The sequence below is a fragment of the Nocardia heshunensis genome (assembly GCF_054782115.1).
Window position 1 is genome coordinate 1 of record NZ_BAAGTC010000014.1, and the last position, 25,726, is coordinate 25,726.

The window sequence follows — 25,726 nt, forward strand, 5'->3', positions numbered from 1 at the left end:
TGGCGCCGGGACCGCCTGGGGTGGCGCCGGGACCGCCTGGGGTGGCGCCGGGACCGCCTGGAGTGGCTGGACCCTTGGGGGGATTGTTCGCCCCTTCCTGGATCGTCTTGGCCGCCGCCGCGTAAGCGGTATCCCAAGCGGCGGCGGCGGTCTCGAGCGGCGCGATGTAATAGCGTTGTTCGGCGTCGGGGGTCAGGGTGTATTTGCCGAAGTCAGAGCTCGTGACGTCGGCGTCCCCCTGGTACAGGACCACGTTCATGGCACTGAGTGCACTGCCGCCCGTGCTCTCCATGATCTGATTGGATTCCTGTGCGGTGGTCGGCGGCTCGTACTTGAGCTGGTCGTTCAGACGGTCTTTGATCTTGACCAGGTTATTGAACAGGTCGGAACTTGTCTTCGTGGCGTCGTACGTGGTGTGTGCAATGTCCTGGTGCGCCTGAATATAAGCTTCTTGCTGGCTCTGCAACTGACTCTGCAGGTCGATGCTCGCATCTCGGACTTTAGACCAACCGTTCGCCTCTGTAATTTGCAGTCCGGCGAGTTCCGTGATGAAGTCGGGTACGGCCTGGGGATCGCGGAGCCCGAGCGTATTCACATCCCACCACATCATGAACTCGGTATTCGCTATCAGGGCCCTCAGCGGTCGGCTGGCTCCCTTCGGCCTAAAGAGTCTGGTGTCTACGGCATCCACTTGCCCCTTGCCGTCGGTCGGTTCGAAACCATAGGCGCTGAACTGTGGTGCGGCCGATAGTTCATTGCAATAAGCGTCGACAGCGTTGTTCTTAACCGCTACGATAAAATCCCTATATTTGGGGTCGTCGGCAAGTTGGGCACCTTTCGCGGCATCGAGAAAATCCTGTTTGAATGACTTGGGATCATCCCAGGCGTCAGTGTTGTAGAGTTTCTTCCAGGCTTCTTTGAGTTCTTCTGGACTCAGGTTCAGGAGTTTGTCTAGGGCATCCTTGATCTGCGTGTTGGTGAATCCATATGATCCAAGCTGGTGGAAGAATGCTGCGGGCTTCCAATTGTCCCTAATGCTATAATAGACAGTATCGACGTTGCTGATAGGCTCTGGCGGCTGGGGGCGTGGAGGCATGCCGGACATCAGGCGTCCTTCTGGCTGGCGGTGACGTCGTGGCCCGGCGGAATCTGCAGTACATCCGCCTCCTCGATTTTGCTGGCCGCATCGCGTAAGTGGTCGCCCGCGCGCTCGTGACTGGTGGCCTGACCGTGGGCGTCTGGGATTAGACCGGTGTAGCTGTCTATCAGGTAGGCATGCGTGGGCGCGTGGAACGTTCCGTTGCGTCTCAGGAAAGCGTCGAGATATTCTTGCGGAACTTTGGCTTTCCGAAGTATTGCTGCGACGGCATCGTGTTGCTCGGCGATGCGACGAAACTCATCCGGACGGGCGTCTAAATTATCCGACATTTTCGTCTGCTTTCTTCTGTAGGCTGCTCGCCACATCGGGGTGCAATTCCCATACGACCTCCTCGAACGGGCGAGGCAGCTGGGCCGGGTCGTTCATCGCGAGGGTGTATTGCCGCTTGGTGTCCGCGGTGCTTTCGGTGATGGCCGCCATGATTTCCGCGGCCAGTTCCCGGTTGTCGAACCGATCGCAGGTTCCGGGCGTCAGATATAGGTTCCGCAGTCGTCCGCGTACATCGACCTCGGGAATGACCAGTCCACTCGGTGATGGACGGCGTGCCACGATTGCATCGGCTCGTTCCCGAATTTCGGCGATGTGATGGCGCAATTCCCGCCTCATGCTGAATCCGGCCAGCACGTCGGGATGGAGCTCTCTCATCGGTCCCCGCTCGTCAGTGGACGGCTCGGACAGACGCGTGCTGTTGCGAGGGGGGAGTGGTGACGATGGGCGGTTGGCCGGGGTCGGCCCGGGCGGGAGGCGGCGGAGTCGCGAGGGCACTCGGGTTCGGTTGCTCGCCGTTGTGATCGGCAACGGCTGGAGGCAGTTCGGTGATGCCACGGTTGAGCAGGCCGACCGGCGTGGGGCTGCGTGGAATGAGCCGAGATGGATCCGAGGCTACCGTGGTGGAGTCGGGCGGATCTGGAAAGAACGGATCCGGAGTTATCGACCCATCCACCGTCATGTCCGTCGACACCGCCTTCCGTTTGACCTGGCTTTCATTGTCGGCTGTTCCCCCTACTGGGAACGGATGGTGCGGTTTCCGGCATCGTCGAGATGCATTGTGTTGCACAGGTTCTGAGTGGTGGAATGGCGACGGTCTTGAAGGACGAGTTCGGGCATTCCACTCTGGGAATCATCCGGGGCGGGAACTAGATTTCCCATCGAGCGACAGCGCCGAAGATCTCGTCGTGCTTGCCCCACGTGATCATGGTTGGGGCTGGTGGGGCAGTAGAAGAACAGCTGGAGCTGAATCTCTTTGGTGCCCGGTTCGATCCAGACGAGCCGACGTGCGAAACGGATATCCCAGAAAGGGATAAACCCTTCGAGGAAGGCGTTTTCGTGGTGACTGTTCAGTGCGGTCATCTGCTCGGGATGCTGGGCGGCGATGCGCAATCCGATCGTGGCGGTGTATTCCTGGATGTGAAGCGCAAACTGGTTGAGGCCGCGATGGTCGGGCGCGATCAGATGGTATTCGTCGGCGAGTTCATCGAAGGCTGGACGAATCATTGCCGAACTGGCGGGAGCACCGGGCACCAGCACGAGCGTCGGATTGCTCGGATCGCCTGCCTCCCACGGATTCGACGCTGCGAGGATCCCGGCTGCGTGCTGTGGTTCCTCGACACCTCCCGCACCGCCGCTCCGGGCTTCCTTGCATCAGGTGCGGGCATGTCAGTTCTGGTGCCTACCAATGGCATCCGTCAGGTGTGAGCGGACTTATTGCCACCATTGGGAATAGCTCAAACTGGAAGCCCCTAACGTTCCGATCGCTCAGCGATGTTCTGTGGATCTTCGCAGCGGGGGACTATGTCGACCGGATCGGATTACCCCTTCGATCCTGACGTTGCATGTGTCGATCACGTAATCATATGGAAGAGGTTTGAAGTGCCCGATACTGGTTCAGCCGGTCCGCTCGATCTGGCTAGCTTCTTGTCCTTCGTCGGTTCAGCAGTCGGTCTGGGAAGCTCACTGCTGAGTTTCGCTCTCTGATCGAAGCAAAATGCCAAGGCGTGTACCTCGCGACCACCGGGCTGCGAATGTGCGGCACATCCGATCGAGGGGTCCTTCGTGAATCCTGGCCTGGCACTTCTGAAGTCGCTCATGCCGCCACCGCCGCTGCCGCCGGTGGTGGCGCCGCCGTGGTCGGCGATCCAGCAGGCGATGCACCTCACGCTTCCCGCCGACTATCGCGAGTTCATCGATTGTTATGGGGACGGGGAGATCAACCACGTGCTCTCCGTGTTCTTTCCGGCGCGCCAACGCGGGCCCCGTCCTACCCTGACGGTTCTGCTCGACAACACCCGGTCGCTCCGAGAGAGCGGATTCTTCGACGATCTCGATGCCGCTTGCCCGAATCCGGCTGCGGGCCGGCTGACATCGGACAATCTCCTGCTGTGGGGGCAGACATCCAACGGTTGCCTGCTTTTCTGGGCTACCGACGGCGAGGATCCGGACACCTGGCCGATCCGTGTTCACTTTCAGGACAGCGAATCCCGCGATCATTGGGTTGACTTCGACGGCGGCATGGTCGATTTTCTGGTCAGCCTCGGTAATGGCGGTTCCTCCCAGACGAACCGGTTGATCGGCGATCCGCGCGGCGCCATGCGCTGGAGCAGGCTGAGGGATTGGAAATACGACTACGGTCGGCCACCCGCCGCCGTATTCGATGACCGCGTTCGCCTGGACAGCGACCGGTCCGTCGAGGGACGTCGCGCGTCCCACGGTTCGTTTGTCCCCTTACGCAAATATGGTCAACACGGTGGCGATCAAGCCCACTGGTGGCGAACCGGACAGGAACGACCTCTCATCGAACTCGAGGAGGCAGGTACCTCGATCCGGCTCAGCGGGGGCAGCCAACCTCCCGGCATCGTCTATTCGCTGAACGGCACCGCCGACCTCTCGGCCGATGGTGAGCTGGAAACCATCGGGGTACAGCTACTTTGCGATGGTTATGCCATCGATACGGCGCTGGTCGAAACCGGCCGCCCACGGCAAGCCGAGCTCGCGGCCGAGGTCTGTGTGCCCGCGGAGGGGCCCGGGGCCTCGATCCAGCTTCGAGTCGTCGCGCGTGGCCGGGATGACGTTGTCATCGTCAACCGCGTCCATTTACAGGCGAAGGGCACGCTGGGAACTGAAGTCCCGGCCAGACCTGCTCCTTCACTGGACTTCTGATCCAAGAAACGGATCTGTCGCTCGAGAACGAGGCAGTGTGACCATTCGTGCCCCCTGCCTACGACGAGGCCGCCACCGAGGCTGAAGACGCCCGAACACACCGCTTCGATAGCCGACCATCGTCGGCGCGCCCGGATGCCGCGTGAGGCTGACCCGATCCGGACCGCCCGTGTGTGGGGGGCTACCGCGAGTGGACCGTTGTTCCATCTCGACCAGTCACTGGGATTCACCGCCGGCCTGCTGCCGTAGGACCGCAGTGCGGGGATGCTCCACGACCGCGAGGGTGGCCCTGACCCTTACACGCGCGCGGTCGTGGAGCTACGTGATCGACTGTGTCTGATCCGATTCAACTGGTCTGCGTGTGAAACCAGCCGCTGCTGGAGCAGTGCATACGAGGGTCGACACGCTGGGTGCCGAGTCTTCGCTGGGTCAGCGAGCACGTAAAGCGATCGTACGATTGCCGATCTCTTCGGTGGGTCGACATACCTACCCGCTCATGGGAACAGTCGTCTGGGGTTTGGCGCGGTGCGGCCTCGCCTTCCAACCCTGGGAGTTGGAGGGTCTCGTCCGGAAGGCGAGGCACATCACGATGGGCGCCTGTTGCGGTCTCCGCGTCCGCAGCGGACTTCGCGCCGGCGATCACGGGAACGGGTGGTGGTGGAGGCTCCACGGCCGTCGGTAGCGAATCGTGACCCCGGGGTTGCACCTGTGCGCTGGTGCGACCCGGGCCGCTGAAGTCTAGTCAGTCACCGCCCTGCCCATCCGTCGTCAATTCCCATGCGCGGGAATGTCCGAGGAGGCCAGCGGCGGGGCGATGTCCTCGAGCGAGCGACCCTCGGCATCGACGGCGAGGGCGCGCGCGACCAGACCACCACCGATCATCACCGTTGCGCCCAGGAGGTAGCCGATGAACAGGCGGCCCGGGTGGGTGCCGTCGCCGATGAGTGCGCCGTAGATGACCGGGCCCAGGGCGCCGAAACATTGTGCGATGGCGAAGAATACGGCGATAGCCTGGGCGCGGACCTCGAGGGGGAAGATCTCGCTCACGGTGAGGTAGGCGGCGCTGGCACCGGCGGAGGCGAAGAAGAAGGTCACGCACCAGCAGAGGGTTTGGGTGTAGGCGTTGAGGGCTCCGATATCGAACAAGCAAGCCGACACCGCGAGTGCGACGCCGGAGACCATGTAGGTTCCGGAGATCATGACGCGGCGGCCGATGGTGTCGAAATAGCGCCCAATCATCAAGGGCCCAACCAGGTTTCCTACAGCGAAGGCGATCAGGTAGACCGGGGTCATGGTCGCCGCGACGCCGTAGAACTTGCCCAGCACCAAGGTGTAGGTGAAGAAGATCGCGTTGTAGAGAAATGACTGACTGATCATCAGGCTCGCGCCCAGGATTGCCCGAGAGGGGTACTCGCGGAACAGGATTCGCGTCAGTGCCGCGTATCCGACATGGTTGGCGGGTCGGATACACAGTGCGTGGGTGTCGTCGACGGCTGCCAGTTCGACACCGCTGGCACGCACCTCGTCCTCGATCGCGCGGATGGTGGCTTCGGCCTCGTCACCGCGGCCGTGCATGATCTGCCAGCGGGGGCTCTCGGGGAGGTCGCGACGAACCAGCAGGATCACCAGCCCGAGTACCGGCCCGAGCAGGAAGCCTAGGCGCCAGCCCGCGGACAAGCTCACGTACTCGAGCAGCACGTAGGTGCCCAGGGTGCCGAGAATCGCACCGGCCCAATAGGTTCCGTTGACGGCGATATCCACGCGCCCGCGGTGGCTCGCTGGGATGAGTTCGTCGATGGCGGAGTTGATCGCCGCGTATTCGCCGCCGATGCCGGTTCCGGCCACGAAGCGTGTGAGATATAGGAAGGCCAGCCAGCCGGGTCCGGATCCCAGGGTCAGCGCGGTGAGTCCGCTGCCGAGCAGGTAGACGCCGAGGGTGATCATGAACAGTTTGCGTCGTCCGAGGCGATCGGAGAGATTGCCGAAGAACAACGCGCCGAACACTTCCCCGACCAGGTAGACAGTGGCGACCAGGCCGACCGCGGTGGAGGACAGGTGCAGGGTTTCGGGCTTGGTGAGGGTGTCGGCGACCGCGCCGGCCACGGTGATCTCGAGCCCGTCGAGCACCCAGGCGACGCCGAGGGCGATGACGATCCGGGTGTGGAAACGCGACCAGGGCAATCGGTCGATACGCGCGGGTATCGTCGTTCGCACCGTACCGGACGTGCCGATTTTCTCTGCCATGTCGACTCCCGAGCTACGTCTCTGAGACTCCGGACGCAGATGCCGCGGACCACGGCCGCCGGCCGGATCCGATCCCCTGCTGATATTCCGACCAGAGTAGGTCGTCCCCAACGATGGGAGGGTCGACTGTCATCGAAACAGCTTATGCCCCTTTCGAATTCACATGATCCATCAACGGTGTGCCGCGTTGTGTGGCGGCTGTCCAGGCGTGGGTGAGAATGGTGCAGCCGTGTTGCTGCCCTGCTTCGACATCGAGATGCGCCTGGGCGGTCTGATCGAGTCGATGGCATGCGGCGATCCGGTGGGTGAGGATGCCCTGTGCGACAAGGGATGTCGCCTCACCGGGTTGCTTGCGCCATCGCGGGTTCGGGGATGGCGAACATCCAGGCGGCGCGGGTGGCGACCCGTAATACTGGCCGCGGCAATGACGAAAACACCTGCGTGCCTGGCTATCTCGATAGCAATGGTGGGCCACGGCGCCCGCACCTCCAGTGACGAGGACGGTCAATTGCGGATACTGCGAGACCGCGACCCTGTGTTGGTGGCGCATCAGGAATTACGCGCCGTACGTGTGGGGATGCCGGCCGCTGTTTGGTGAGAGTCTGTGCGGACGCTTCACAATAAGCCAATGAACAACGGTACGATAACCCGGGTGTGAATTGGGTGTTGAATCAAACGCGTTGGTTTGCAACGGACTTCGCAAGGCGATGCCATCAGCCGAACAATCGAATCTTGCATACGCCGTTATCTGACGGTACGGTATGCGGCGGCACTGGAACGGCCCGGAGGTCAGGAGCTGAGCTGGATGTTCGATAGATCGTTCGGGCGGCGGACATTCCTGCGGGGTGCCGGGGCCCTCGGAGCCGCGGCGGCGGCACTGCCCGCGACCGCCTGCGGCTACGACGACGGCGCTTTGACGTTCTTCTTCCAAGCCAATCCCGAAGAACTGCGGGGCCGGATGAGAATCATCGACGAATTCCAACGTCAACGGCCGGGAATCACCGTGCGAACGGTGGCCTCCGGACCCGACCCGATGCAGCAGATGTCCACGTTCTGCGCGGGTGGAAGGTGTCCGGACGTGCTGATGGCGTGGGATTTGACCTATGCCGGACTCGCCGATCGCGGGGTGCTGCTGGATCTCAACACCCTGCTCGACACCGATCCGGTGTTCGCCGCCCAGTTGCGGGCCGACAGCGTCGATACGCTCTACGACACATTCCAGTTCAAGGGCGGGCAGTTCGCCTTCCCGGAGCAGTGGGCCGGGAACTTCCTGTTCTACAACAAGCAACTCTTCGCCGATGCCGGGTTGAAGAAGCCGCCGACGCGCTGGGATCAGCCCTGGAGTTTCGACGAATTCTTGGACAGCGCAAAGGCTTTGACGAAGCATGACGCCTCGGGGAAGACGACGCAGTGGGGTTTCGTCGATACCTGGGTGCCGTACTACTCGGCGGGCCTGTTCGGGATGAACAACGGCACCCCATGGTCGGCGCCGCGGGCGAATCCCGCGCATCTGAATTTCGACGACGACGCCTTCCTCGCGGGTGTCCAGTTCTACGCGGATCTGTCCAACACCCACCGGGTGGCACCGACCCCCGCCGATCGGCAGTCCATGTCCACGATGGACATGTTCGTGTCGGGCAAGGCCGGTATGGCGATGGGTGGACACTGGCGCTACGGCACATTCACCCGCACCGACGCGGTGGACCTGGATCTGACGGTGCTGCCCGTGGGCTCGAAAAACACTGGTGCACAGTCGAATATCGGCACCACGGGGATCGCGATCGCGGCGAGCAGTCCGCGCAAGCAACAGGCGTGGGACTTCCTGAAGTTCATGACCGGGCCGGTGGGACAAGCGCTGATCGGTGAGTCCGGCCTGTTCGTGCCGGTGCTGCGATCCGCGGTGAACTCACCGGGATTTGCCAAGGCCCACACCAGGATCGGCAACCTCACGGTGCTCACCGACGGTCCAGCCCGATCCGGCTGTTTGCCGGTCACGCCGGTGTGGGAGGAAATCGACGCGTTGATGGACCGGAGCATGGGACCCGTACTGCGCGGTGCGCGGCCCGCGGCTTCCTTGAAGAGCGCCCTGTCCCGCGATATCGACCAGGTGCTGGCCAGACAATGACCTCACTGCTGAATGCGCCGCCCGAGGTTCGCGCCGCGGCCGGATCGACCACGGCGAAAACGCGGGTGCGGCGGTGGGCGCTGGTGTTCATCGCGCCGAACCTGTCCGCGATAGCGCTGTTCATGGTATTCCCGCTCGCGTTCTCGCTGTACATGAGCGTGCAAAGGTGGGACCTGTTCACCGCGCCACGGTATGTCGGATCGACCAACTTCCGGACCCTGCTGACCGCGGATCCGCTGTTCGCCATCGCCGCGCGCAATACGGCGATCTTCACGTTCGGCACGGTTGTCCCCACCGTGCTGATCGGCGCGGCCGTCGCGGCGATACTGAATCGGAAGATCAAGGGGATCAGCATCTTTCGCACGATCCTGTTCCTGCCGTTGGCGGTGTCGTCGGTCGTGATGGCCTTGGTGTGGCAGTTCGTGTTCAACACCGAGGACGGGCTGCTCAACATTGTGCTCGGCTGGTTCGGGCTCGCTGCGGTGCCGTGGCTGGTCGACCCGAAGTGGGCGATGGTCTCGCTGTGTCTGGTCAGCGTGTGGAAGAACGTGCCCTTCGCGATCGTCGTGCTGCTGGCCGCGATGCGCGGTGTACCGGAGTCGCTCTACGAGGCCGCGGCGATCGACGGCGCCGGCGAGGTGCGGCGATTCTTCGCCATCACGCTGCCGCTGATCCGCGGGGCGCTGTCGTTCGTGGTGGTGGTTTCGGTCATCAACGCCTTCCAGGCATTCGACCAGGTCTACGTCCTCACCGGCGGGCACGGCGGACCCGAGTCGGGAACCTACGTTTTCGGAATCATGTTGTTCCAGCACGCGTTCGCGTTTCTCGACTTCGGCTACGCGTCGGCGCTGTCGTGGGTCATGTTCGTTGTCCTGTTCGCGCTGACGGTGGCGCAACTGTGGTTCGCACGCCGCCACACGGGGGAGGACTGATGACCGTCTCGAGCGAACGCCGGATCAGACGCGGCCTGCTGCGCGGTCTCGCGCTCTACACCGGATTGATCGCGGCCGCCTGGTGCGCGCTGGCTCCGATCCTGTGGGCGGTGTCGGGGTCGCTGAAGAAGGAATCCGACGTCGGTGCGCCGGTGCTGCTTCCCGCGCATCCGCAGTGGTCGAACTACACGGACGTGTTCACGATGATGCCGTTCTGGCGGATGCTGCTTAACACGACGATCTACGCGGGAGCGGTCACGGCCGGACAAGTGTTCTTCTGTTCCTTGGCGGGGTACGCGTTCGCCCGGCTCCGATTCACCGGTCGTGACACGCTTTTCGTCCTGTACCTGGGTACCCTGATGGTCCCGTTGACGGTCACCGTCATACCGCAGTTCATCCTGATGCGTGCCTTCGGCTGGATGGACACGCCGTGGGCGATGATCGTTCCGGGCTTGTTCGGCAGCGCTTTCGGCACCTATCTCATGCGACAGTTCTTCCACACCCTGCCCCGTGATCTGGACGAGGCCGCCGTGCTCGACGGCTGCTCGCCGTGGCAGGTGTACTGGCGGATCCTGCTGCCCAACGCCAAGCCCGCCGCCACCGTCCTCGCGGTACTGACGTGGGTCAATGTGTGGAACGACTTCCTCTGGCCCCTGGTCATGGTGCAGCGCAAGGACATCGGCACCCTCACCCTCGGATTGGTGTGGATGCAAGGCCAATACGTGTCGAGATGGCCGGTACTCATGGCCGCTGCCATCCTCATCCTGCTACCGCTGGTCGCGGTCTACGCGCTGGCCCAGCGCGCTTTCCTGCGCGGCGTCGCGACCACCGGACTCGGCGGCCGATAGACCACACGGTCGCGGCGAGCGTCGGATCTCGTTTCCCACAACCCATTCCAAAGGAGCTCGACATGACCAGCAGTACGGTTACCCGAGTGGCAACCATCACCACCGCGATCGCTCTCGGGCTCGCCGGACTCGCCCTCGGCGGCACCCTGGATACACCGGCGACCGATGTCGATGGCCCACCGACCTGTCACGAGGGATTCTGCCGGGGGTATTCAGGCTCCGACGACATGTTCTGGCCGTGGGGAATGCTGCTACCCACCGGCAGCACCGGATCCGCGTAGCTTCCACCCGCAGGAACCCTAGGGTCGACTCACCGCAGGGCGGAAAGCGTCCATGATGTCGGAGATCGCGCCAACCACGACAGATCGGCCCCGCCTGCGGCGCACGAAGACATAGGCGATCCACAGCACGCCGAAGAGCCCGAGACTGCTTCCGCAGATTTCGACCGAGCGCAACCAGCGCGGGTTCGGTGGTGCGATCTGTACCGGGCCGACCGCACTCGATCGGGATTGACAGGTGATCGTGTACGTGCCCCCGTCGGACACCGCGAACGTGCCGATTCGTGATCGTGTCGGACGCTGCCACGATTGCTGCACGGGCACCGTGAAGCTGCGGTCGAAGCCGAGTTTCCCCGAGAGCGGATCGAAGGCGCAGGTGATGTGATCACCGGCGACCGCATCGCCGCTGATCGTGTAGGAACTATCGCGCTCGAGATACACCGAACGACCGTCCTGGCCGATGAGACTCCGATCCTCGAGGCTCATCTCCGCGAGAGAGATCATCAGGCACAGCGTGGCGGCAAGCATCGCCAGCGGCGACAGCATGTACCAGAGGGGACTCATTCGCCTGGTGGGTAACCCATTTCGGTGAAACATGACCGGGACCTTCCCATCGAACCAGTTGCTCGCGGTCGCACCCACCGAGCGACCACCGCGAAAAACAGCCGAAATGCGCAGCGGGCATTGCGAGACAGTGGAATTCGTGAACTTCGAGATCCAGATATTAGACCGAGAATAGAAGTTCCCACCGATGGGAATGCCGGTGACGTATTTCACGATACGGGGAATGGTGAGCTGGAGGGCTCTCGATCGGATCTAGTTGTCGCTCACCGCAATCTGACGTCGCCCGGTCAGGCTGGTCAATTCGCAGAGGGCCTCGAGACCTTCCGCGCGGTCCTGAGCTTGCGCGAGGCTGGTACCCCACGCTGTGATGCCGTGTCCCATGATGAACAGCACGGGCGGCGCGTCGGGATGTGCGGCCAGGTAGGTCTCGACCTCTGCTCCGATACGCCATACATCGGCATGGTTGGGGAACGCCGGAATGTCCACGACACCCGAGCGATTCCCGCCCAATGCCTTGATCAGTTCGTAGCCCGCGAATCGGATGGTACTCACCTCGGCCGCGAGTTCGTGAACCGACAGGGCGGTCGCGTGAGGAGGATGCGCATGAACCACAGCGTCGGCACCACAGGCTCGATAGATGGCGGTATGAATGTAGGCCTGTGCCGATGGGCGAAGTGAATTGTCATGTAACGGAATAGAATCCGCGATGGCGATGGTCACCATATCGGTGGCGCGAAGTTCACCCTTGGGCAGCCCACTCGGGGTGATCACGGCATGATCGCTGTGCCGCTCGGAGACATTGCCGGCGGTACCTGACATCCAGCCCCGAGCATGGAGTCCTCGCGCGACGACCGCGATTCGCTCACCCGCGGTAGACGGATCGGGCACCCGATCCGATGGTTCCGGAGTCGTCGGCCAGGTCGAATCATCGCCGTGGACGTCCCAGACAGGCGTGTTCACGACAATGGGAATCTCTCGCATCGGATCGAGGTCCTTTCACCCGGATGGATCGACAGGGTCCGCAACAGGGCATCGTTGTTCGAGCATGTGCCGAGATGCTCGTGGGCGATCGAACGGATCGGACGTCGGCGGGTGTCGACTGCGATATTCGATTGTCGGCAGCGAGAATTCACATGCCGCTGCCCGAAGCGCTACTGGATGGCGGCGGCTACGGGGGATAGGGCGAGTACGGCGGGTGTCGGCGACAGTCCCAGCCCCGGACTTTCGGAGTAATTCGGGTAACCGGGCCAGTCGATGTCACCAGGGCCGGCTCCTTCGCTCGGGCGGACGCGGTCGCCTGATGATCGGGACGGTGGCGAGGACGGTATCTCGCCGACCGGCCGGCAACAATGTACCGACGGGCAGCGATCACCGGTATTGCCATCCCTGGCAATACCGGTGGGCCCAACCGGAACCTGTCGCTGACAGTTCAGTCGAGGTATCTCATGAAAGACGCCCTGCCCCATCAGTTGCCGAGCGTGCTGCCCGCGGCCATCCGGGCTTCGCGCGAGGGGAAGCGCGAACCGATCCGAGATCGCCCATCGAGCACTGATGTCGAGCTGTTCCCAGCGGCGGGAACCCCATAGGGTCCCGTGGAGAGATTTCGTCCAGGGGAGTGGAAGTGTCACGCATCAGATCAGTTGTCGTCGGCCTGATTTCCATGGTGTTCGCCGGGACGTCGTTCGTGGGCCCCGGTGCGATGAGCGGCCACGCCGTCGCTGACACCGTGCCCAATCTGGTCGGACCCGCGGTCCCAGCGGTCGCCGACCTGCGCGGCGACGGAATGAAGGATGTCGTGTTCAGCGACTTCCTACTCGGAAACGGGATATCGGTCTTTCTGGGTAAGCCCGGCGGCGGGTTCGAGCCCGCCGTGCACTACCCCACCGGCGGACAGGCCGACTACGTCGCGATCGCCGACTTCAACCACGACGGCATACCCGATCTGGCCGTCACCAACTTCACCTCCAACACCGTCTCCATTCTGACCGGCAGAGGCGACGGCACTTTCAACGCTGCCGTCAATTACCCGACCGGCTTCGCTCCCGGCGCGGTGGTCGTCGGCGATTTCAAACACAACGGCAATCTCGACCTCGCCACCTCCAATCAGAGCGCCTCCTGGTCGATCCTGCTCGGCAACGGAGACGGCACCTTTCAGCCCGCCACCACCGTTTCCACCGAAGGCGGTCTCGGGTCCGGATCCGCCGCAGTCGCCGATTTCTACGGCGACGGCAACCTCGACCTGCTGCGCGGCAATTACATCAACAGCACGATCCAGATCTTCCGTGGGCGCGGTGACGGAACCTTCGAACCTCCCGTCACCCTCACCGACGGCGCCCTGACCGCCTGGTACGGCATGGCGCGGGACATCAACGGCGACGGCAAGCCCGACCTGCTGTTCTCGAACCTGGTGAGCAGCACGATCTCCGTGCTCCTCAACAACGGCGACGGTACCTTCGCCAAACCCGTCGTCGTGCCGACCGGCGGAGTGCTGCCGCAATGCTTCGATGTCGCCGACCTCAACGGCGACGGCAAACTCGACCTCGTGATCGCCAACGCCGGAACCTCCACCATCACAGTCCTTCTCGGCAATGGAGACGGCACCTTCGGCCCACCGACCACCTACCCCTCCGGCGGGCTCATGCCGCTGTCCACCCCGATCCTCGCCGACTTCAACGGCGATGGAATCCTCGACATGGTCGTCGGCAACACCGCCACCGGGAACATCACCCTGCGATACGGCCGGGGTGACGGCACCTTCGGCGACCCGATCGACTACTCCGCCTGAGCCATCCGCGACACCGATCACCACTTGCTTCGAGTCGCAACAGACTTCGGCTACAGCGGCGCGGTCAGTTGACCGGGGGGAGCTGCCCGACCGATTGCACGGTGGCGCCCTTGAGGGTGAAGGTCACGACGCTGGAGCCGCCTCGAGGGCAGCAGGTCGGGTCGCCGGATTTGGGCCAGCGGTAGCGGACTTGGACGGTGTTCTGGGAGGAGCCGACGACCTCGGTATAGCTGTAGGGCTTGGGGGTCGCGGTGCCCAGGAAGGTGCCGTTGGTGAAGAACAGGACGTGGTTGATCGGCTGATCGCCGCCCGCCTCCACGAGCATCCAGGACAAGACCCCGTCGCAGCCGTCGGCGATCGAATCCGTGCTCGCCGTATCGATCTTCCAGGAACCGACGGGTGGCGCGGCGAGCTGGGAAAGCGCGAACGTCGCGAGGTCGGTGTTCACGCTGAAACACATGCCGTTTCCGCTGCCGTGCAGTGTGGACGTTACGCCGAATGGTTGTACGGCGGGCGTGATATCGGCTGGTGGTGTCGTCGGCGCGCTCGCGGGCGTGGCCGACGTTCGAACCAGATGGGGCAGGGTTCCGCAGCCGCCCGCGGCGACCATGACGCCGACCGCGAGTAGCGCGGAGAACATCGGTTTGACAGTCACGATTCCATCCGAGTTTCTTGTCTACTGCGGGAATTCGCCGATGGGATCGGGTGGTGTCCAGCCGTCGTCGAGGACGGCGGATCCGCGATCCGGACCTGGGTTACGCAGTAGAGGGACAACTCACAATGCCACCGATCCGGGAAACATTCGCGGGCCCTTTCCCATCCACGGGAAGCGTTGGAATCACCCGTGCCCCGAGCCCGGCTGCGCGGGTTCGGGGCACGATCTCGAGCTGATCACCAATCTGGGCGTTCTACCCGTGGTCTCGATACCGTCAGCCTCGTCTGGACCGACGACGCCTATTCCGGCGCGCTGGGTGACCGGGGTCGGTGGGCAACGAAGGACTCTCTCACTCCCCAACCCAGATCACTTGCGGCGTCCAGGCCTTGCGCGCCTCGGGGATCGTCGTGCGCGTGTCATGCCACATGACTGGCTCTTCCGATCGGCGGCCGCGGATGAGAGCTGTGGACGTCGGAGATTGGTCTGGAGGTGTGACGTGCTGGGAGATCCGGGGCTAGCGGTCGCCGCCCTCGCAGGGGCGGGTCATTGAGCCGGGGATACATCCCAAGGGAGTGGTTGCGCCGTTGGGCATGAGATAGCTGCCGTGACTGCCTCGTTGGCCTCTTTGGTCACCGTTGTCTCCGTGGTGGTGGTCAGTGGAGTGGCAGCCGTGCTCTGCTAAGGCCAGCGGAGCTGCGACGGTTGCGCCCGCGGCGATGCCAATGGTGAACAGGGACGTGACGAGGATCTTCTTCGCGTTGTAGGTGATCATGGGGTTCCTCCGTGGCTGCTTTGGAACGATCACCACGACTATCGTTCCGTTATATAGCGGCACGATAGTCGTCGGCTTATGGCCTGTTGTTCTCTCTGTCGGGAAGTGTAGGAGTGGGCAGACTGGTCGCTCACGATAGCGCGCACATCGTGCCCAGATCCGCGCGTCGCATGGTGGCGCGGGACTGAGTGTTATGTTGCGCCAACATGTTTGACGTGGACTCCGCATGCCGTTCTCGGCTCGTTGTCGGGTTGCGCTGGATCGGCTTCAGTAGCTGACGAGGAGACGGTTCGGTCGCGAGGGATAGCGGAGTTGGCACAGCCTGGTCGTCGCTCGGCAGAGGCGCGAGGCCGCGGGGCGGTACCCCTCTGTGTGATCAGACGCCGCTGCCGGAGGCGCTTCCGGACGGCGGAAGGAGATAGGCATACGGCGGATACGGGTTGAGGGAGTCTCGGTGATGGGCGCGGCCCGGACCGTGTAAGCGGGGTTGCTCACTGTCGGGGCAGTTCTGCCCATCGTGTGAAGGGTTGTCCCGATCCTCGTCGCTGTCATGGCCGGGATAGTCGTTGGGCGAGGGTGCCCATGCCCCGTCTGGATCTGCCCAATTATCGGGTTCCGGCGGCTCGTCGTTATCCGGATTCGAGGTCGAGTCCTGATGAGCGGGCGAATCGAGCACAGGCGTGGCGAATGTCGGCGCCGCGGCAATGGCCGGGGACGCCGTGAACGCCACGATCATCGCAGCGGACACCGCGACCGCGGAGCGCATGGCTCGACGTTTCAAAGATTTCATTCGGGCACTTTCCGAGCACCGCGAAATAGTTTGTCGAGTGCCCTTTTCCGATGGTGGGTTGGTCGCTCGAGGCGGGACCGCCTGTCTAACCAGTTTCAGAATCTACGGATGGGTTGGAGACAGGCCCTTGCCAATGGTGGAAAGTGTCCGTCAAATATTCGAGGCTGCCACTGTCGCGATGTTTCAGCGGCGTGAGCGGGTGTCGGAACCGGATCCAGCTGATCGGATGCTCCACCTCGGACGACCCTCATCCATCGGTTCGCCTCGAGAGCAGATTCCCTGCGTGTGGTTGCGTTGGAGGGCAAGCGAATTGGGTCCCGGCCACGGCGTGGCGCGAGCACATGCAACTCGCGCCACGCACTCTTGATCATGCTTACCTTGGGCGGTGAGAGGTGCCGACCGGTAGAACAGACCCGTGGCGATCCGGGCTTCGCGTCGAGAGGGGGGAGGACGCTCGGGCACCGGACCCATCACGAGTGTAGTTCTGCCGGAGAAGAATTCACCCATCTATTCCCTTCATTGGGAATATATGCTGATCGATCGCCGACCGATGTCGACGATTTCGCGGATGCTGCCATCGCGATAATCACTGCGCCACTCGGGAATAGGCCTATCCACGTCGATGGTTATGGCGGTGTGTGTAGCTGACCTGAAAGTGCGTGCTGGCGGCCGTTCTTCGATCGGATCACGCTCGATGACGTCGTTCTGAACACAACGTACAACGTCTGGAGCAACATACTGATTCTCGTCACCGGAGTTTCTGGGAGCCTGGGCGGCATGGTCCGCGACGGTCTGGCCGCGCGCGGCGATCTGGAAGTGGTGAGCGGTACTCGATCAGGTGGTGGCTCGACCACCCGGCGTATCGATTTCGATGATCCCGCCACATTGGTCGGCGGATTTCGCGGTGTCGGTGTCCTGGTGTTCGTCTCGGCGGGCTACGCGGAGGATGATGTGGTGCTGAGCCGGCACAGGGCGGTCGTCGAGGCCGCCGCCACGGCGGGGGTTCGGCACGTCATTTACACGAGCTTGGCCGATTCGGGCCGGCATATGAGCATCGCTGTTCCACATCGCGGTACCGAAAAGTTTTTGGCGGCAGCGCCGTTCGATGTGACGGTGCTGCGAAGCGGTGCGCGCCGGAGGATACGAGTCACAATCGATCTCGACCTCAAAGTGAGCATCGTCGAGGGGTAGGGCGACAACTCTGCGGATCACTCGCATTCCTGGGGGAACCGCAGATCACGGGCATGCGGACAACCCTATGCTTCCGAAGGGGAGCTGCGGAATCAGGATTGACGGTCACCTGTCCTGCGGCTGGTTGTCGAGCACAGTGCCGAGGGCGATCGTGCGAAGTGATGCCCGCCGAGGGGGTCGTGTCAGTGGGTTCGGTGGGTTACGAGGTGGGCGAGAGCCTGCAGGTCGGGAGTGCGGAGGTCGGAGGGCAGCGCGGTAAGTGCGGTGGTGATGCATCGGCGTGCGCATTCGTCGGCCATGTCTTTGCCGCCGGCGGCGACTACGAGGTCGGTGGCGGCGGTGACCTCCGCGGGGGTCACCGGGTGGGGGGATCGGTAGAGCTCGGCGAGTGAGTCACCGGCCGGAGTATGGGAGGCCATGGCGGCGATCACTGGGAGAGTTCGTTTGCGCCGCACCAGGTCTCGTCCCGTAGGTTTACCCGTGACGGCTGGGTCGCCCCAGATGCCGATGATGTCGTCGATGCACTGGAAGGCGAGCCCGAGGTGCAGGCCGAAGGTTTCGAACGCTGCGACGGTGTCTTCGCCCGCGCCGGCGCACCGCGCACCCAATCCGGTGGCGCAACTGATGAGTGCTCCGGTCTTGCCGGCCGCCATGGTGAGGTAGTCGTCGATGCTGACCTGGGTGCAGGTTTCGAACGCGCAGTCTTGTTGCTGGCCGCGGCACACCTCGACCGACGCAGCCGCCAGTCGGGTGGTCGCCGCCGCCGCGACGGTCGGGGTCAGGGTGGTGGCGGCGGTGTGAAAAGCCAAGCTGTGCAGCACATCTCCCAGCAGAATCGCGTCGCTGATACCCCAGATCGCCCACACGGTCGCTCGTCCGCGGCGGAGGCGATCACGGTCCATGACGTCGTCGTGGACGAGGGTGAAGTTGTGGATCAGTTCCATCGCTGCTGCGGCGGATGTGGCGGGTAGGCGGCCGGTGTCGCCGCATGCGGCGGCGGTGGCCAGGGTCAACGCCGCGCGCAGCGCCTTGCCTGACTCCTCGGCGATCGGATCGCCGCGCTCGTCCCACCAGCCGAAGTGATAGCCGGCCATGCGCCGCAATGGATCTCGCAGGGTCTCGACTGCTTCGCGTAACACGGGTGTGCACAGATGGCGTGCTTGGCGCAGCACGGTCTGCGCACGTTGGGACAGCTGTTGTGGGTCGAGGGTCGTCATGGTCATACGTCATCTCCGATTCACCGCGCCCCATGAGAGCGGAGGTCACGCTAGATCGCTCGACGCCGGTGGCGGACAACGCTGTTGGTGGCCGCACCTGCATCGCATGGTGAGCACCACATGGCCGCGCTGCGGTGTGCCTCCCGAGGACGTGCTGTGGAGGGCAACGGCGCGGCGTTGTGGGGTCCTCGCCGGGTTGGACCGGCCGTGCTGTGGTCGGTTCTAGGCTGCGGCGCGTCACATCGGATCAGCCCGAGGAGGATGCTTGTGAGTACAGAGGATCACGACGGGCGCGTCGTCCACCCCTTCGACATGAGGTGTAGTCCGGACCTGCAGCGCTCGCTCGCCCACACTGTCGCCTGGCACAAGAGCTATGGGCTGATCGGCGAGAACGCCTATCCGACAGACCGATTCGTGCGCATCGAAACCACGAGGCTGGTGGCGCAGGGCTGGCCCAACGCGCGAGGCGAGGATCTGGATCTGCTCGCGGATTTCATGGGTATGGCCGCGATCACCGACGAGCCCTTCGACGGGGCACTGGGCCGCGATCCCGTCGAGACGGCGCGGGTGATCGGTCGCGCGGCGAGTGTGTTCCACAGCGAGGAGCGCGAAGGTCTGCCACCGTATCTGGCGGCGCTGGCCGATATCTGGGATCGCAGCCGGGCCGGCATGTCTCGACCGTGGTGTGAGCGTGCGGCGTACCACTACGACCGATGGCTGTACGCCCATGTGCACGAGGCGCGGGGAAGGGTGCGCGGGACTCCCGAGAGCATCGATGCGTATCTGGTCATCCGCCGTGGAAGCGGCGGAATGGGCATCGTGTTCGACTTTATGGAACGAGTCGGGCATTTCGAGGTGCCGGCGGTGGCGTTCTACAGCCCCGAGATCGCGTTGATGCGTGACCTCACCGAGGACATCTCGCTGCTGGCCAACGACCTGATCTCGTTGCCCAAAGAGGAGATGGTCGGTGACATCGACAATCTCGTGTTGGTCCGCCAGCACGAGATTGGCTGCAGTCGCGACGAGGCCATGCGTTCGGTCGCCGGGTACACCGAGGAACTGATCGAACGATTTCGGACTCAGCGGGAGCGGCTGCCGCAGATGTGTGAGCAGATCGGGCTGAGCGAAGACGAGCGTACAGCGGTAATGCAGTACGCGGCTGCGATGCGGTGGTGGCTGGGCGGAGCGATCGAGTGGTATTACACCAGCTTCCGCAACAGCCTCGAATACGCCCGCACCCAGGCCGCCACCGCGAACGGGCACCACGCCTGGCAGTTGAATCCCACTCGCTGAGCATGGGATTCGACGAGGTCCGCCCCGCCGGGCCACTGGGAGTGGCGACGCGCCGCAGTCACGGTCGGGGCGGCGGGAAAACCGTGGCGACGCAACAGGATTACGGCAGCGGCGGTGATCCACAGGTAGGTCGTACCGGCGCCGGGCAGCACCTGGGCGAACGAACCCGGCGACCAGGCACCGGTCGGGACGAACACCGACACCACGCCGACGACATCGATCACCGCCACGCCGACGGCGGTATGCGTCAAGGCGGTGGGCAACAGGCGATGACGTCGATTGGCCGCGGCCACCGCGAACCAGATCAATCCGAGCAGAACAGTGTTGAGTGCGAAGCAGATCTCGGTGAGATCCCACGAATAGGTGATCACCATCGAGGCCGCGTGATCGGATCCGGCGGTGTCGACGGGATAGCCGCGCCCCATGACGGCGATGGTCACGAACGAGCTCGCGAACACCAGTGCCGCCGCTGCACTCGCGCCGCCACCGGCGATCATGACGACGACACTCGCGGTGAGCTGTTCGCTTCGCCGCGCGTATGCGATGGCGAGCAGCCACAGGAACATCACCGAGGCGCCGGTGAGCACCAACCACACCAGGGTGCCGATCTCGCCGAAGTGGCGGGGAAACTCGTAGTCGAGGTACACCCTGCCGTCGAGATTGTCATCGGGCCACGGGAATTGACCCAACGCGAAGCCGAGAACCATGGCGGGCAAGGGCAGCAGTCCGACCACTCCTGCCCACCGCAGATGGTAACGCCCGCTGTCGATTTCCACGAGCCGGACCTTTCTCTCGCCGCTCGCACGGTGGGGCGGATCGGTGTGACGGTGCGCCCACCGACGCGATTGTGTCGGCCCGCAGGGCGGGTTTGGCCAACCCACGCTGGCCCCAACTTCGTGCCGCGCTGTTCAGGGCAGGCCTGCCAGTTCGGCCAGATGGCGCACTTCGGGGCGCACCAGGTAGTTGTCGCGCCGGATCAGGTGGCGCACACTCCGGCGGGCATCCGGGTCGTAGCGGATGTCCTCGGCGCACACTCGGGACGCTTTGGTCAGCGCCAACGCTGCGGCGATGTCGTCGCGTCGGCGGATGTAGGCGCTGGCCTGGGCGATGTGATATTTCGTGCGGCGGGCCGGCAGGTAGTCCGTCGGTGGTTCGACGGTGGCGGCCAATCGTATCGCTTCGTCGGGATCGTTGGTCGTCAACGCGATCTCGATGCTGGTCAATCCGACCTCGATGGGCCCGAACGCGATGCCGTGACACTGGGCGTCGGCATCGAGGGCGGCCGCGGCGGCCCTGGCGGCCTGGAGCATGGTCGCTGTGTCGCCGCTGCCCTGAGCGGTCGCGTGCGCGCCCAGCAGCTGCAGCGCGCCCCAGAGTGTGGCGTGACAGGTCGAGTCGGGCACGGTCATGGAGAGTTGGTCGGCCGCGGCCTGGGCGTAGTTCTTGCAATGCGTGGGGTAGGACAAGCCCAGCAGCGCGTTCCCGACCTGCCAGGCGCTGGCAGCTATCAGGGTCGTGTCACCCAGCTCTGTCGCGGTGGTCATGGCGCGGTCGGCGACGGTGGCAGCCATTGCGTGATCGCCGCAGGCCGACAGCAGCTGGCGGGCGAGATGGTAGGCCTGTATCAGCAGCACCGCCGAGGCGTCGTCACGGGCTTGCCACTGTGCCGCGCGGCAGGCCTGCAACACACCGGGCAAGGTCCGGGCCAGCTGCGAATAGCGTTGCGGCGCAGCGTTCCAGCTTTCCCGACACGATCGCAGCCCTCGGTCCAGCTCGGTGGGTTCAGCCGTGGTGGCGGCACCGCTGGTGTCGTAGATCCGCAGCGCGGGATGATCGACGATCGCGCGACGCAGCCGGCACAGCATCTGATCATGGTCGGCTTCGCGTGGCAGCGGTGCGGGTGCGGTGTCGATCAGTTCGGTGAGATCGTCGATGTGCAGGATTTCCGCCAGCCGCAGCAGTACTTCGATGCTGTCGAGTTTGCGTCGGCCCGATTCGACCAGCCGCAGCCATTCCTCGCTGCGTCCAGCGAGGTTGGCCACCACCTTGCGCGACAGACCGCGTCGGCGTCGGCGTATCTCGAGGCGTTCACCCACGGCCAGATCGGTCGTCTGCAGTGCGTTCATAGGTCGGTCCCTCCGCTGTGGTGATGAACGTCGGATAGTGACACTCGGCCTGCGCTCCACCGATCCACCACCTCCCATCGGCGGGAAACATGTTGGCGCTGTGCATGGTTCGCACGTCGCTGTCGTCGACCTGCTGGGGACGCGGGTGATTCGGTTCGCGGCCAACAGTTTTGAGACAAATCAGAAGGAGTTGACGCACGTGGTATCCACGATCCCCGCCGCACCAGGCGCGCTGCCGCTGCTTGGGCACGCCATACAGCTCGTCCGCAGACCCCTGTCCTTCGTGGAATCCCTTGCCGCGCACGGAAATCTGGTGCGTATCCGGATAGGTACGGTGTCGGCGGTGGTCGTGTCGGACCCGCGCGTGTTGGACCGACTACTGCACGATGATCGGGTGTTCGACAAGGGCGGCCCGTTGTTCGATCGGGCGCGTGAGGTGGTGGGCGACAGTCTTCCGGTCTGCCCGCACAGCGCACACCGTCGGCTTCGCCGCCTCGCTCAACCTTCCTTCCCCGGCTATGCCGAGATCATGACCAACCAGATCACGGCTGTGGTCGAACGCTGGCGTGACGGGCAGGTCCTCGACGTCCTGCGCGAAACCACCACGATCGCCTCCAATACGTTGGTGGCGACGATGTTCTCCGAGTCGCTGCCGCCGGAGGTGTTGCAGCGCATGCTCACCGACCTGGCTGTCATCGTGAACGGGATCTACCGGCGGGTCATCGTGCCCCGACGACTTGCTCGGCTCAACCTACTGGGCGCCTGGCGCTACGAGCGCGCGAGCCGACGTCTGCGTGCGGACATGTCGATGATCATTGCCGCGCGCCGCGGCGACGGCAGGGATCATGGTGATCTGCTCTCGGCGTTGTTGGACGCTGACGACCCCGACAGTGATCAGTCCCGACTCGGCGACGAGGAGATCATCGGACAATTGTTGTCGTTCTTTTGGGCGGGCACGGAAACGACCGGTAGCACCGTGGCGTGGGCGCTGCACATGCTGGCGCACTATCCCGAGGCCGAGCAGCGTCTTTTCGCGGAGGTCGACGCGGCGCTCGGTGGTCGTGCCGCGACCTATGCCGACCTGGAGCAACTCGAATTGACCGGGCGGATCATCACCGAGACGATGCGGTTGTGGCCGTCGGCGTGGTTGCTCACCCGCACCACCACCGTCGACACGGTGCTCGCCGGGCACGAGATCGCAGCGGGGACCACGATTGTGTTCGGCGCCTATCTGATCCATCGCCACCCCGATCAGTTGCGCGTCGATCGCTTCGACCCGGATCGGTGGCTGCCGGGAAACACTGCCCCGCAACGCATCTCCTACGTTCCCTTCGGGTCGGGCGCGCGCAAATGTATGGGTGACGTGTTCTCCCAGACCGAGGCGACGCTGATGCTGGCCACCATCGCGGCCCGCTGGCGGCTGAGTCATGTCGCCGATGCTCGGGTACGTCCGAAAGCCACGGCCATCCTGTCCCCGTCCGGATTACGGATGGATGCCTCAGCGCGCACCGGTCACCGGCAGTGAGACCGCCATTCACTCACGTCCCACGAATGACCGGATCCAGTCCGTGCCCCCTGCCGGCCCTCGACGATGCAAACCTATGAACGACCTTCAGTCGCGCAGGGCGGCACGCAGGTCCCCCAGCCACTTCCGCTGGGTACTGCGCGCCACTGCGGAATCGGGTGCGGCGAGTTCGAACAGATGCCAGGTGCCGGGCACGTTGCACACCGTGACCGGGACACCCGAATCCATGAGGCGGCGGGCATAATCCAGTGCCTCGTCGCGCAATGGATCAAGGTCGCAGGCCAGGACGAAGGCGGGCGGCAGGCCCGAGAGGTCCTCGACCAGTGCCGGGCTCGCGTAGACCGGGACGGTCCCGCTCTCCAGTTCGGGCAGGTAGTGCTGGTAGGTCTGCTTCATGTCGGTGTTGTTGAGGATCCGGCGATCGGTGATGAGCCGCGCCGAGTCGGAGTCGTGGCGATGGTCCACGGTCGGGATGTACATCGACTGGTAGGCGATAGCCGGACCGCCGCGATCCCGCGACAGCAAGGTCAGAGACGCCGTCAGCCCGCCGCCCGCCGACTTACCGATGACCGCGATGCGCTGCGCGTCGACTCGAAGGTCGGTGGCATGCTCGGCGATCCATACCAGCGCGGCGTAGCAGTCCTCCATGCCGGCCGGGTAGCGATGCTCGGGCGCGAGCCGGTAATCGACCGAAACGGCCACCGCGCCCACCTCCTCGGCGATGGCGATGGCGGTGCGATCCTCGCCCGGCCGGGATCGGCCGAAGGCGAAGCTACCGCCGTGAATGTGCAGCACGGCAGGCAGCGTCTCCTCGACGCCCTTCGGCCGGTAGACGCTGATCGGGATGAGATTGCCGTCCGGCCCGTCGATGTCGAGGTTCTGGATATCCACGCCGGAGGTATCGAGCGGTAGCGAATCCATCGACGCCTGGAAGTTGCGCCGAGTCGCCGCGATGTCGTCGAAGAAGTTTGGCCGTTCCGGCATACGGTCCAGCAAGGCGGCGAGTTCGGGATGAACGGTCAGAGTGTGCACCTTGACTCCAATGGTCTCATTGATACTGCCTGCTTGGTATCGAAGATATAGTCTCAATGAGACTGTGTCAACGGGTGGGAACCCTCGGAGAATTGGGACAATGGGGCGGACAGTCGATCGGCTTCCGAGTGTGACGGCTAGATGCCCAACGTATGCTTCCCACCCTTGGGGGCAGTTGCTTCGTCAGGCCGAAATTCGACAACGCATTCGCAATCGGCGATACCGCGCTGGCCTGCCGGGTCGAGCGGGCCATTCGGGTGGATCAGTGTGGGGCTGCTGGATTCGCCTGTCGCAGAGCAGCTTCCGCCTACGAGCGATGCGCTGGTGAATGGGGGTGCGCCAGGGCGATCCTCGGCGATCCGGTCGTTCGAGGCCTCGACCACCCCCTAATCGGAGTGGGTGCGCCGAGTCTCCCGCAGTGGGAAGTCCGTTGTGCGAGTGAGCATCTAGTGTCGTGACCCGCGGGCGTGCGCGCCCGCGGGTCACCACTGGAGATTCGAGCGAGAGGTCTTTCATGACGGAACAGGGCAATCCCACCAAGATCAGCTTCGTGTATTCCAACCCCACCGACCCGGAGGCCTTCGAAGCGGCCTACGCAGAACAGCTCACCCTCGCGCGCAAGCTGCCGGGCCTGACTCGGTTGCAGGCCTCGAAGGTGTGGCCCAAGGAGGATGGCAGCCCCACCCCGGCCTACCGGCTGCTGGATCTGTATTTCACCGACTACGCGGCCGCGAGCGCCGCGGCCGCCGAGGCTGGTCCTCTGGTTGCGGCGACCCGTGAGAATGCCACCGGCGGTGTCGTGATCGCGTTCGCCGAGATCCTCGAAGACGCCTGACTGATCGGTCGGGCATCGGTGGAATCACAACTCACCGAGTGAACGACAGGTGCTCCGATCCGGGACGACCCGACTCGCGGTGCGAGCCGCTCGTTTCGCGCTTGGAGCACCCCTCCCGGCTGACTCCAGCCTCCGTCCGCGCCACTGGTGTGAGGTCCACGTTGCAGGCAACCTCGACATCCGGTGTGGCATCAGATGT

At 64.0% G+C, this 25,726-nt stretch carries 25 protein-coding genes; 11 read left to right on the forward strand and 14 right to left on the reverse strand.

The features are described from left to right. The 4 genes from ACYVN4_RS35635 to ACYVN4_RS35650 all read right to left on the reverse strand — a co-directional run. Positions 1-1,105, reverse strand: a 1,105-nt coding sequence (locus tag ACYVN4_RS35635; protein ID WP_460726983.1) for a hypothetical protein, incomplete at its 3' end; no start/stop codon positions are given. Then, positions 1,105-1,428 (reverse strand): hypothetical protein, encoded by a 324-nt coding sequence (locus tag ACYVN4_RS35640; RefSeq protein WP_460726985.1) that lies wholly within the window; start codon positions 1,426-1,428, stop codon positions 1,105-1,107. The genes ACYVN4_RS35640 and ACYVN4_RS35635, both read right to left, overlap by 1 nt. Beyond that, on the reverse strand, positions 1,418-1,783 hold the full coding sequence (locus tag ACYVN4_RS35645) for a hypothetical protein (RefSeq protein WP_460726987.1): 366 nt from the start codon (positions 1,781-1,783) through the stop codon (positions 1,418-1,420). The genes ACYVN4_RS35640 and ACYVN4_RS35645 overlap by 11 nt, the downstream gene beginning before the upstream one ends. A 378-nt stretch (positions 1,784-2,161) precedes the next feature. Continuing rightward, positions 2,162-2,680 (reverse strand): alpha/beta fold hydrolase, encoded by a 519-nt coding sequence (locus tag ACYVN4_RS35650; protein WP_460727181.1) that lies wholly within the window; start codon positions 2,678-2,680, stop codon positions 2,162-2,164. On the opposite strand from ACYVN4_RS35650, the gene ACYVN4_RS35655 reads away from it, so the two are divergent. Further along, on the forward strand, positions 2,612-2,854 hold the full coding sequence (locus tag ACYVN4_RS35655) for a CGNR zinc finger domain-containing protein (RefSeq protein WP_460727168.1): 243 nt from the start codon (positions 2,612-2,614) through the stop codon (positions 2,852-2,854). The genes ACYVN4_RS35650 and ACYVN4_RS35655 overlap by 69 nt on opposite strands. Before the next feature lie 357 nt (positions 2,855-3,211). Beyond that, positions 3,212-4,315, forward strand: a complete 1,104-nt coding sequence (locus tag ACYVN4_RS35660; RefSeq protein WP_460726989.1) for an SMI1/KNR4 family protein — start codon at positions 3,212-3,214, stop codon at positions 4,313-4,315. Positions 4,316-5,083: 768 nt separating this feature from the next. Here ACYVN4_RS35660 and ACYVN4_RS35665 read toward each other — a convergent pair. Further along, positions 5,084-6,559, reverse strand: a complete 1,476-nt coding sequence (locus ACYVN4_RS35665; RefSeq protein ID WP_460726991.1) for an MFS transporter — start codon at positions 6,557-6,559, stop codon at positions 5,084-5,086. An 805-nt stretch (positions 6,560-7,364) separates the two neighbouring features. On the opposite strand from ACYVN4_RS35665, the gene ACYVN4_RS35670 reads away from it, so the two are divergent. The 4 genes from ACYVN4_RS35670 (at position 7,365) to ACYVN4_RS35685 (ending at position 10,745) form a co-directional block, all read left to right on the forward strand. After that, a complete protein-coding gene (locus tag ACYVN4_RS35670; RefSeq protein ID WP_460726993.1) occupies positions 7,365-8,684 on the forward strand; it encodes an ABC transporter substrate-binding protein in 1,320 nt (439 codons plus the stop codon). Further along, positions 8,681-9,616: a carbohydrate ABC transporter permease gene (locus ACYVN4_RS35675; RefSeq protein WP_460726995.1), complete on the forward strand. Its 936-nt coding sequence runs from the start codon at positions 8,681-8,683 to the stop codon at positions 9,614-9,616. Before ACYVN4_RS35670 ends, ACYVN4_RS35675 begins: the two co-directional genes overlap by 4 nt. Continuing rightward, positions 9,616-10,464, forward strand: coding sequence for a carbohydrate ABC transporter permease (locus tag ACYVN4_RS35680; protein ID WP_460726997.1), 849 nt, complete (start codon positions 9,616-9,618; stop codon positions 10,462-10,464). The genes ACYVN4_RS35675 and ACYVN4_RS35680 overlap by 1 nt, the downstream gene beginning before the upstream one ends. A gap of 62 nt (positions 10,465-10,526) precedes the next feature. Further along, positions 10,527-10,745, forward strand: a complete 219-nt coding sequence (locus tag ACYVN4_RS35685; RefSeq protein ID WP_460726999.1) for a hypothetical protein — start codon at positions 10,527-10,529, stop codon at positions 10,743-10,745. 18 nt (positions 10,746-10,763) lie between these two features. Here ACYVN4_RS35685 and ACYVN4_RS35690 read toward each other — a convergent pair whose 3' ends face one another. Both ACYVN4_RS35690 and mtnB read right to left on the reverse strand, forming a co-directional pair. Beyond that, entirely contained in the window at positions 10,764-11,306 is a 543-nt protein-coding gene (locus ACYVN4_RS35690; RefSeq protein WP_460727001.1) for a hypothetical protein, read from the reverse strand. A 252-nt stretch (positions 11,307-11,558) separates the two neighbouring features. Further along, positions 11,559-12,287 (reverse strand): methylthioribulose 1-phosphate dehydratase, encoded by a 729-nt coding sequence (mtnB, locus tag ACYVN4_RS35695; RefSeq protein WP_460727003.1) that lies wholly within the window; start codon positions 12,285-12,287, stop codon positions 11,559-11,561. A 640-nt stretch (positions 12,288-12,927) separates the two neighbouring features. Between mtnB and ACYVN4_RS35700 the strand changes: the two genes are divergently transcribed. Then, positions 12,928-14,091 carry an FG-GAP repeat domain-containing protein gene (locus tag ACYVN4_RS35700; protein WP_460727005.1) on the forward strand — a complete coding sequence of 388 codons (1,164 nt, stop codon included), beginning with the start codon at positions 12,928-12,930 and terminating at the stop codon, positions 14,089-14,091. Positions 14,092-14,155: 64 nt separating this feature from the next. Here the strand turns inward: ACYVN4_RS35700 and ACYVN4_RS35705 are convergent, their stop codons facing one another. The 3 genes from ACYVN4_RS35705 to ACYVN4_RS35715 form a co-directional block, all read right to left on the reverse strand. Continuing rightward, positions 14,156-14,746, reverse strand: coding sequence for an LppP/LprE family lipoprotein (locus ACYVN4_RS35705; RefSeq protein ID WP_460727007.1), 591 nt, complete (start codon positions 14,744-14,746; stop codon positions 14,156-14,158). A gap of 514 nt (positions 14,747-15,260) precedes the next feature. Continuing rightward, the gene (locus ACYVN4_RS35710; RefSeq protein ID WP_460727009.1) at positions 15,261-15,518 is read right to left on the reverse strand and encodes a hypothetical protein; all 258 of its coding nucleotides are present in this window, start codon (positions 15,516-15,518) and stop codon (positions 15,261-15,263) included. A gap of 376 nt (positions 15,519-15,894) precedes the next feature. Further along, the gene (locus ACYVN4_RS35715) at positions 15,895-16,284 is read right to left on the reverse strand and encodes a hypothetical protein (RefSeq protein WP_460727011.1); all 390 of its coding nucleotides are present in this window, start codon (positions 16,282-16,284) and stop codon (positions 15,895-15,897) included. Positions 16,285-17,085: 801 nt separating this feature from the next. Here ACYVN4_RS35715 and ACYVN4_RS35720 point away from each other — a divergent pair. After that, a complete protein-coding gene (locus tag ACYVN4_RS35720; RefSeq protein ID WP_460727013.1) occupies positions 17,086-17,499 on the forward strand; it encodes a Rossmann-fold NAD(P)-binding domain-containing protein in 414 nt (137 codons plus the stop codon). A gap of 182 nt (positions 17,500-17,681) precedes the next feature. Here the strand turns inward: ACYVN4_RS35720 and ACYVN4_RS35725 are convergent, their stop codons facing one another. Continuing rightward, positions 17,682-18,722: a polyprenyl synthetase family protein gene (locus tag ACYVN4_RS35725; protein WP_460727015.1), complete on the reverse strand. Its 1,041-nt coding sequence runs from the start codon at positions 18,720-18,722 to the stop codon at positions 17,682-17,684. A gap of 261 nt (positions 18,723-18,983) precedes the next feature. Between ACYVN4_RS35725 and ACYVN4_RS35730 the strand changes: the two genes are divergently transcribed. Beyond that, positions 18,984-20,009 carry a terpene synthase family protein gene (locus ACYVN4_RS35730; protein ID WP_460727017.1) on the forward strand — a complete coding sequence of 342 codons (1,026 nt, stop codon included), beginning with the start codon at positions 18,984-18,986 and terminating at the stop codon, positions 20,007-20,009. Here the strand turns inward: ACYVN4_RS35730 and ACYVN4_RS35735 are convergent. Then, the gene (locus tag ACYVN4_RS35735) at positions 19,916-20,785 is read right to left on the reverse strand and encodes a hypothetical protein (RefSeq protein WP_460727019.1); all 870 of its coding nucleotides are present in this window, start codon (positions 20,783-20,785) and stop codon (positions 19,916-19,918) included. The two genes, ACYVN4_RS35730 and ACYVN4_RS35735, sit on opposite strands and share 94 nt — an antisense overlap. 132 nt (positions 20,786-20,917) lie before the next feature. Further along, positions 20,918-22,135, reverse strand: a complete 1,218-nt coding sequence (locus ACYVN4_RS35740) for a helix-turn-helix domain-containing protein (RefSeq protein ID WP_460727021.1) — start codon at positions 22,133-22,135, stop codon at positions 20,918-20,920. Between the two features lie 199 nt (positions 22,136-22,334). Between ACYVN4_RS35740 and ACYVN4_RS35745 the strand changes: the two genes are divergently transcribed. Further along, positions 22,335-23,660: a cytochrome P450 gene (locus tag ACYVN4_RS35745; protein WP_460727023.1), complete on the forward strand. Its 1,326-nt coding sequence runs from the start codon at positions 22,335-22,337 to the stop codon at positions 23,658-23,660. 87 nt (positions 23,661-23,747) lie between these two features. On the opposite strand, the gene ACYVN4_RS35750 is transcribed toward ACYVN4_RS35745, so the two are convergent. Further along, positions 23,748-24,692 carry an alpha/beta hydrolase gene (locus tag ACYVN4_RS35750; RefSeq protein WP_460727025.1) on the reverse strand — a complete coding sequence of 315 codons (945 nt, stop codon included), beginning with the start codon at positions 24,690-24,692 and terminating at the stop codon, positions 23,748-23,750. 514 nt (positions 24,693-25,206) lie between these two features. Here ACYVN4_RS35750 and ACYVN4_RS35755 point away from each other — a divergent pair. Further along, a complete protein-coding gene (locus tag ACYVN4_RS35755) occupies positions 25,207-25,527 on the forward strand; it encodes an EthD family reductase (RefSeq protein ID WP_460727027.1) in 321 nt (106 codons plus the stop codon). The last annotated feature ends 199 nt before the right edge of the window (positions 25,528-25,726 follow it).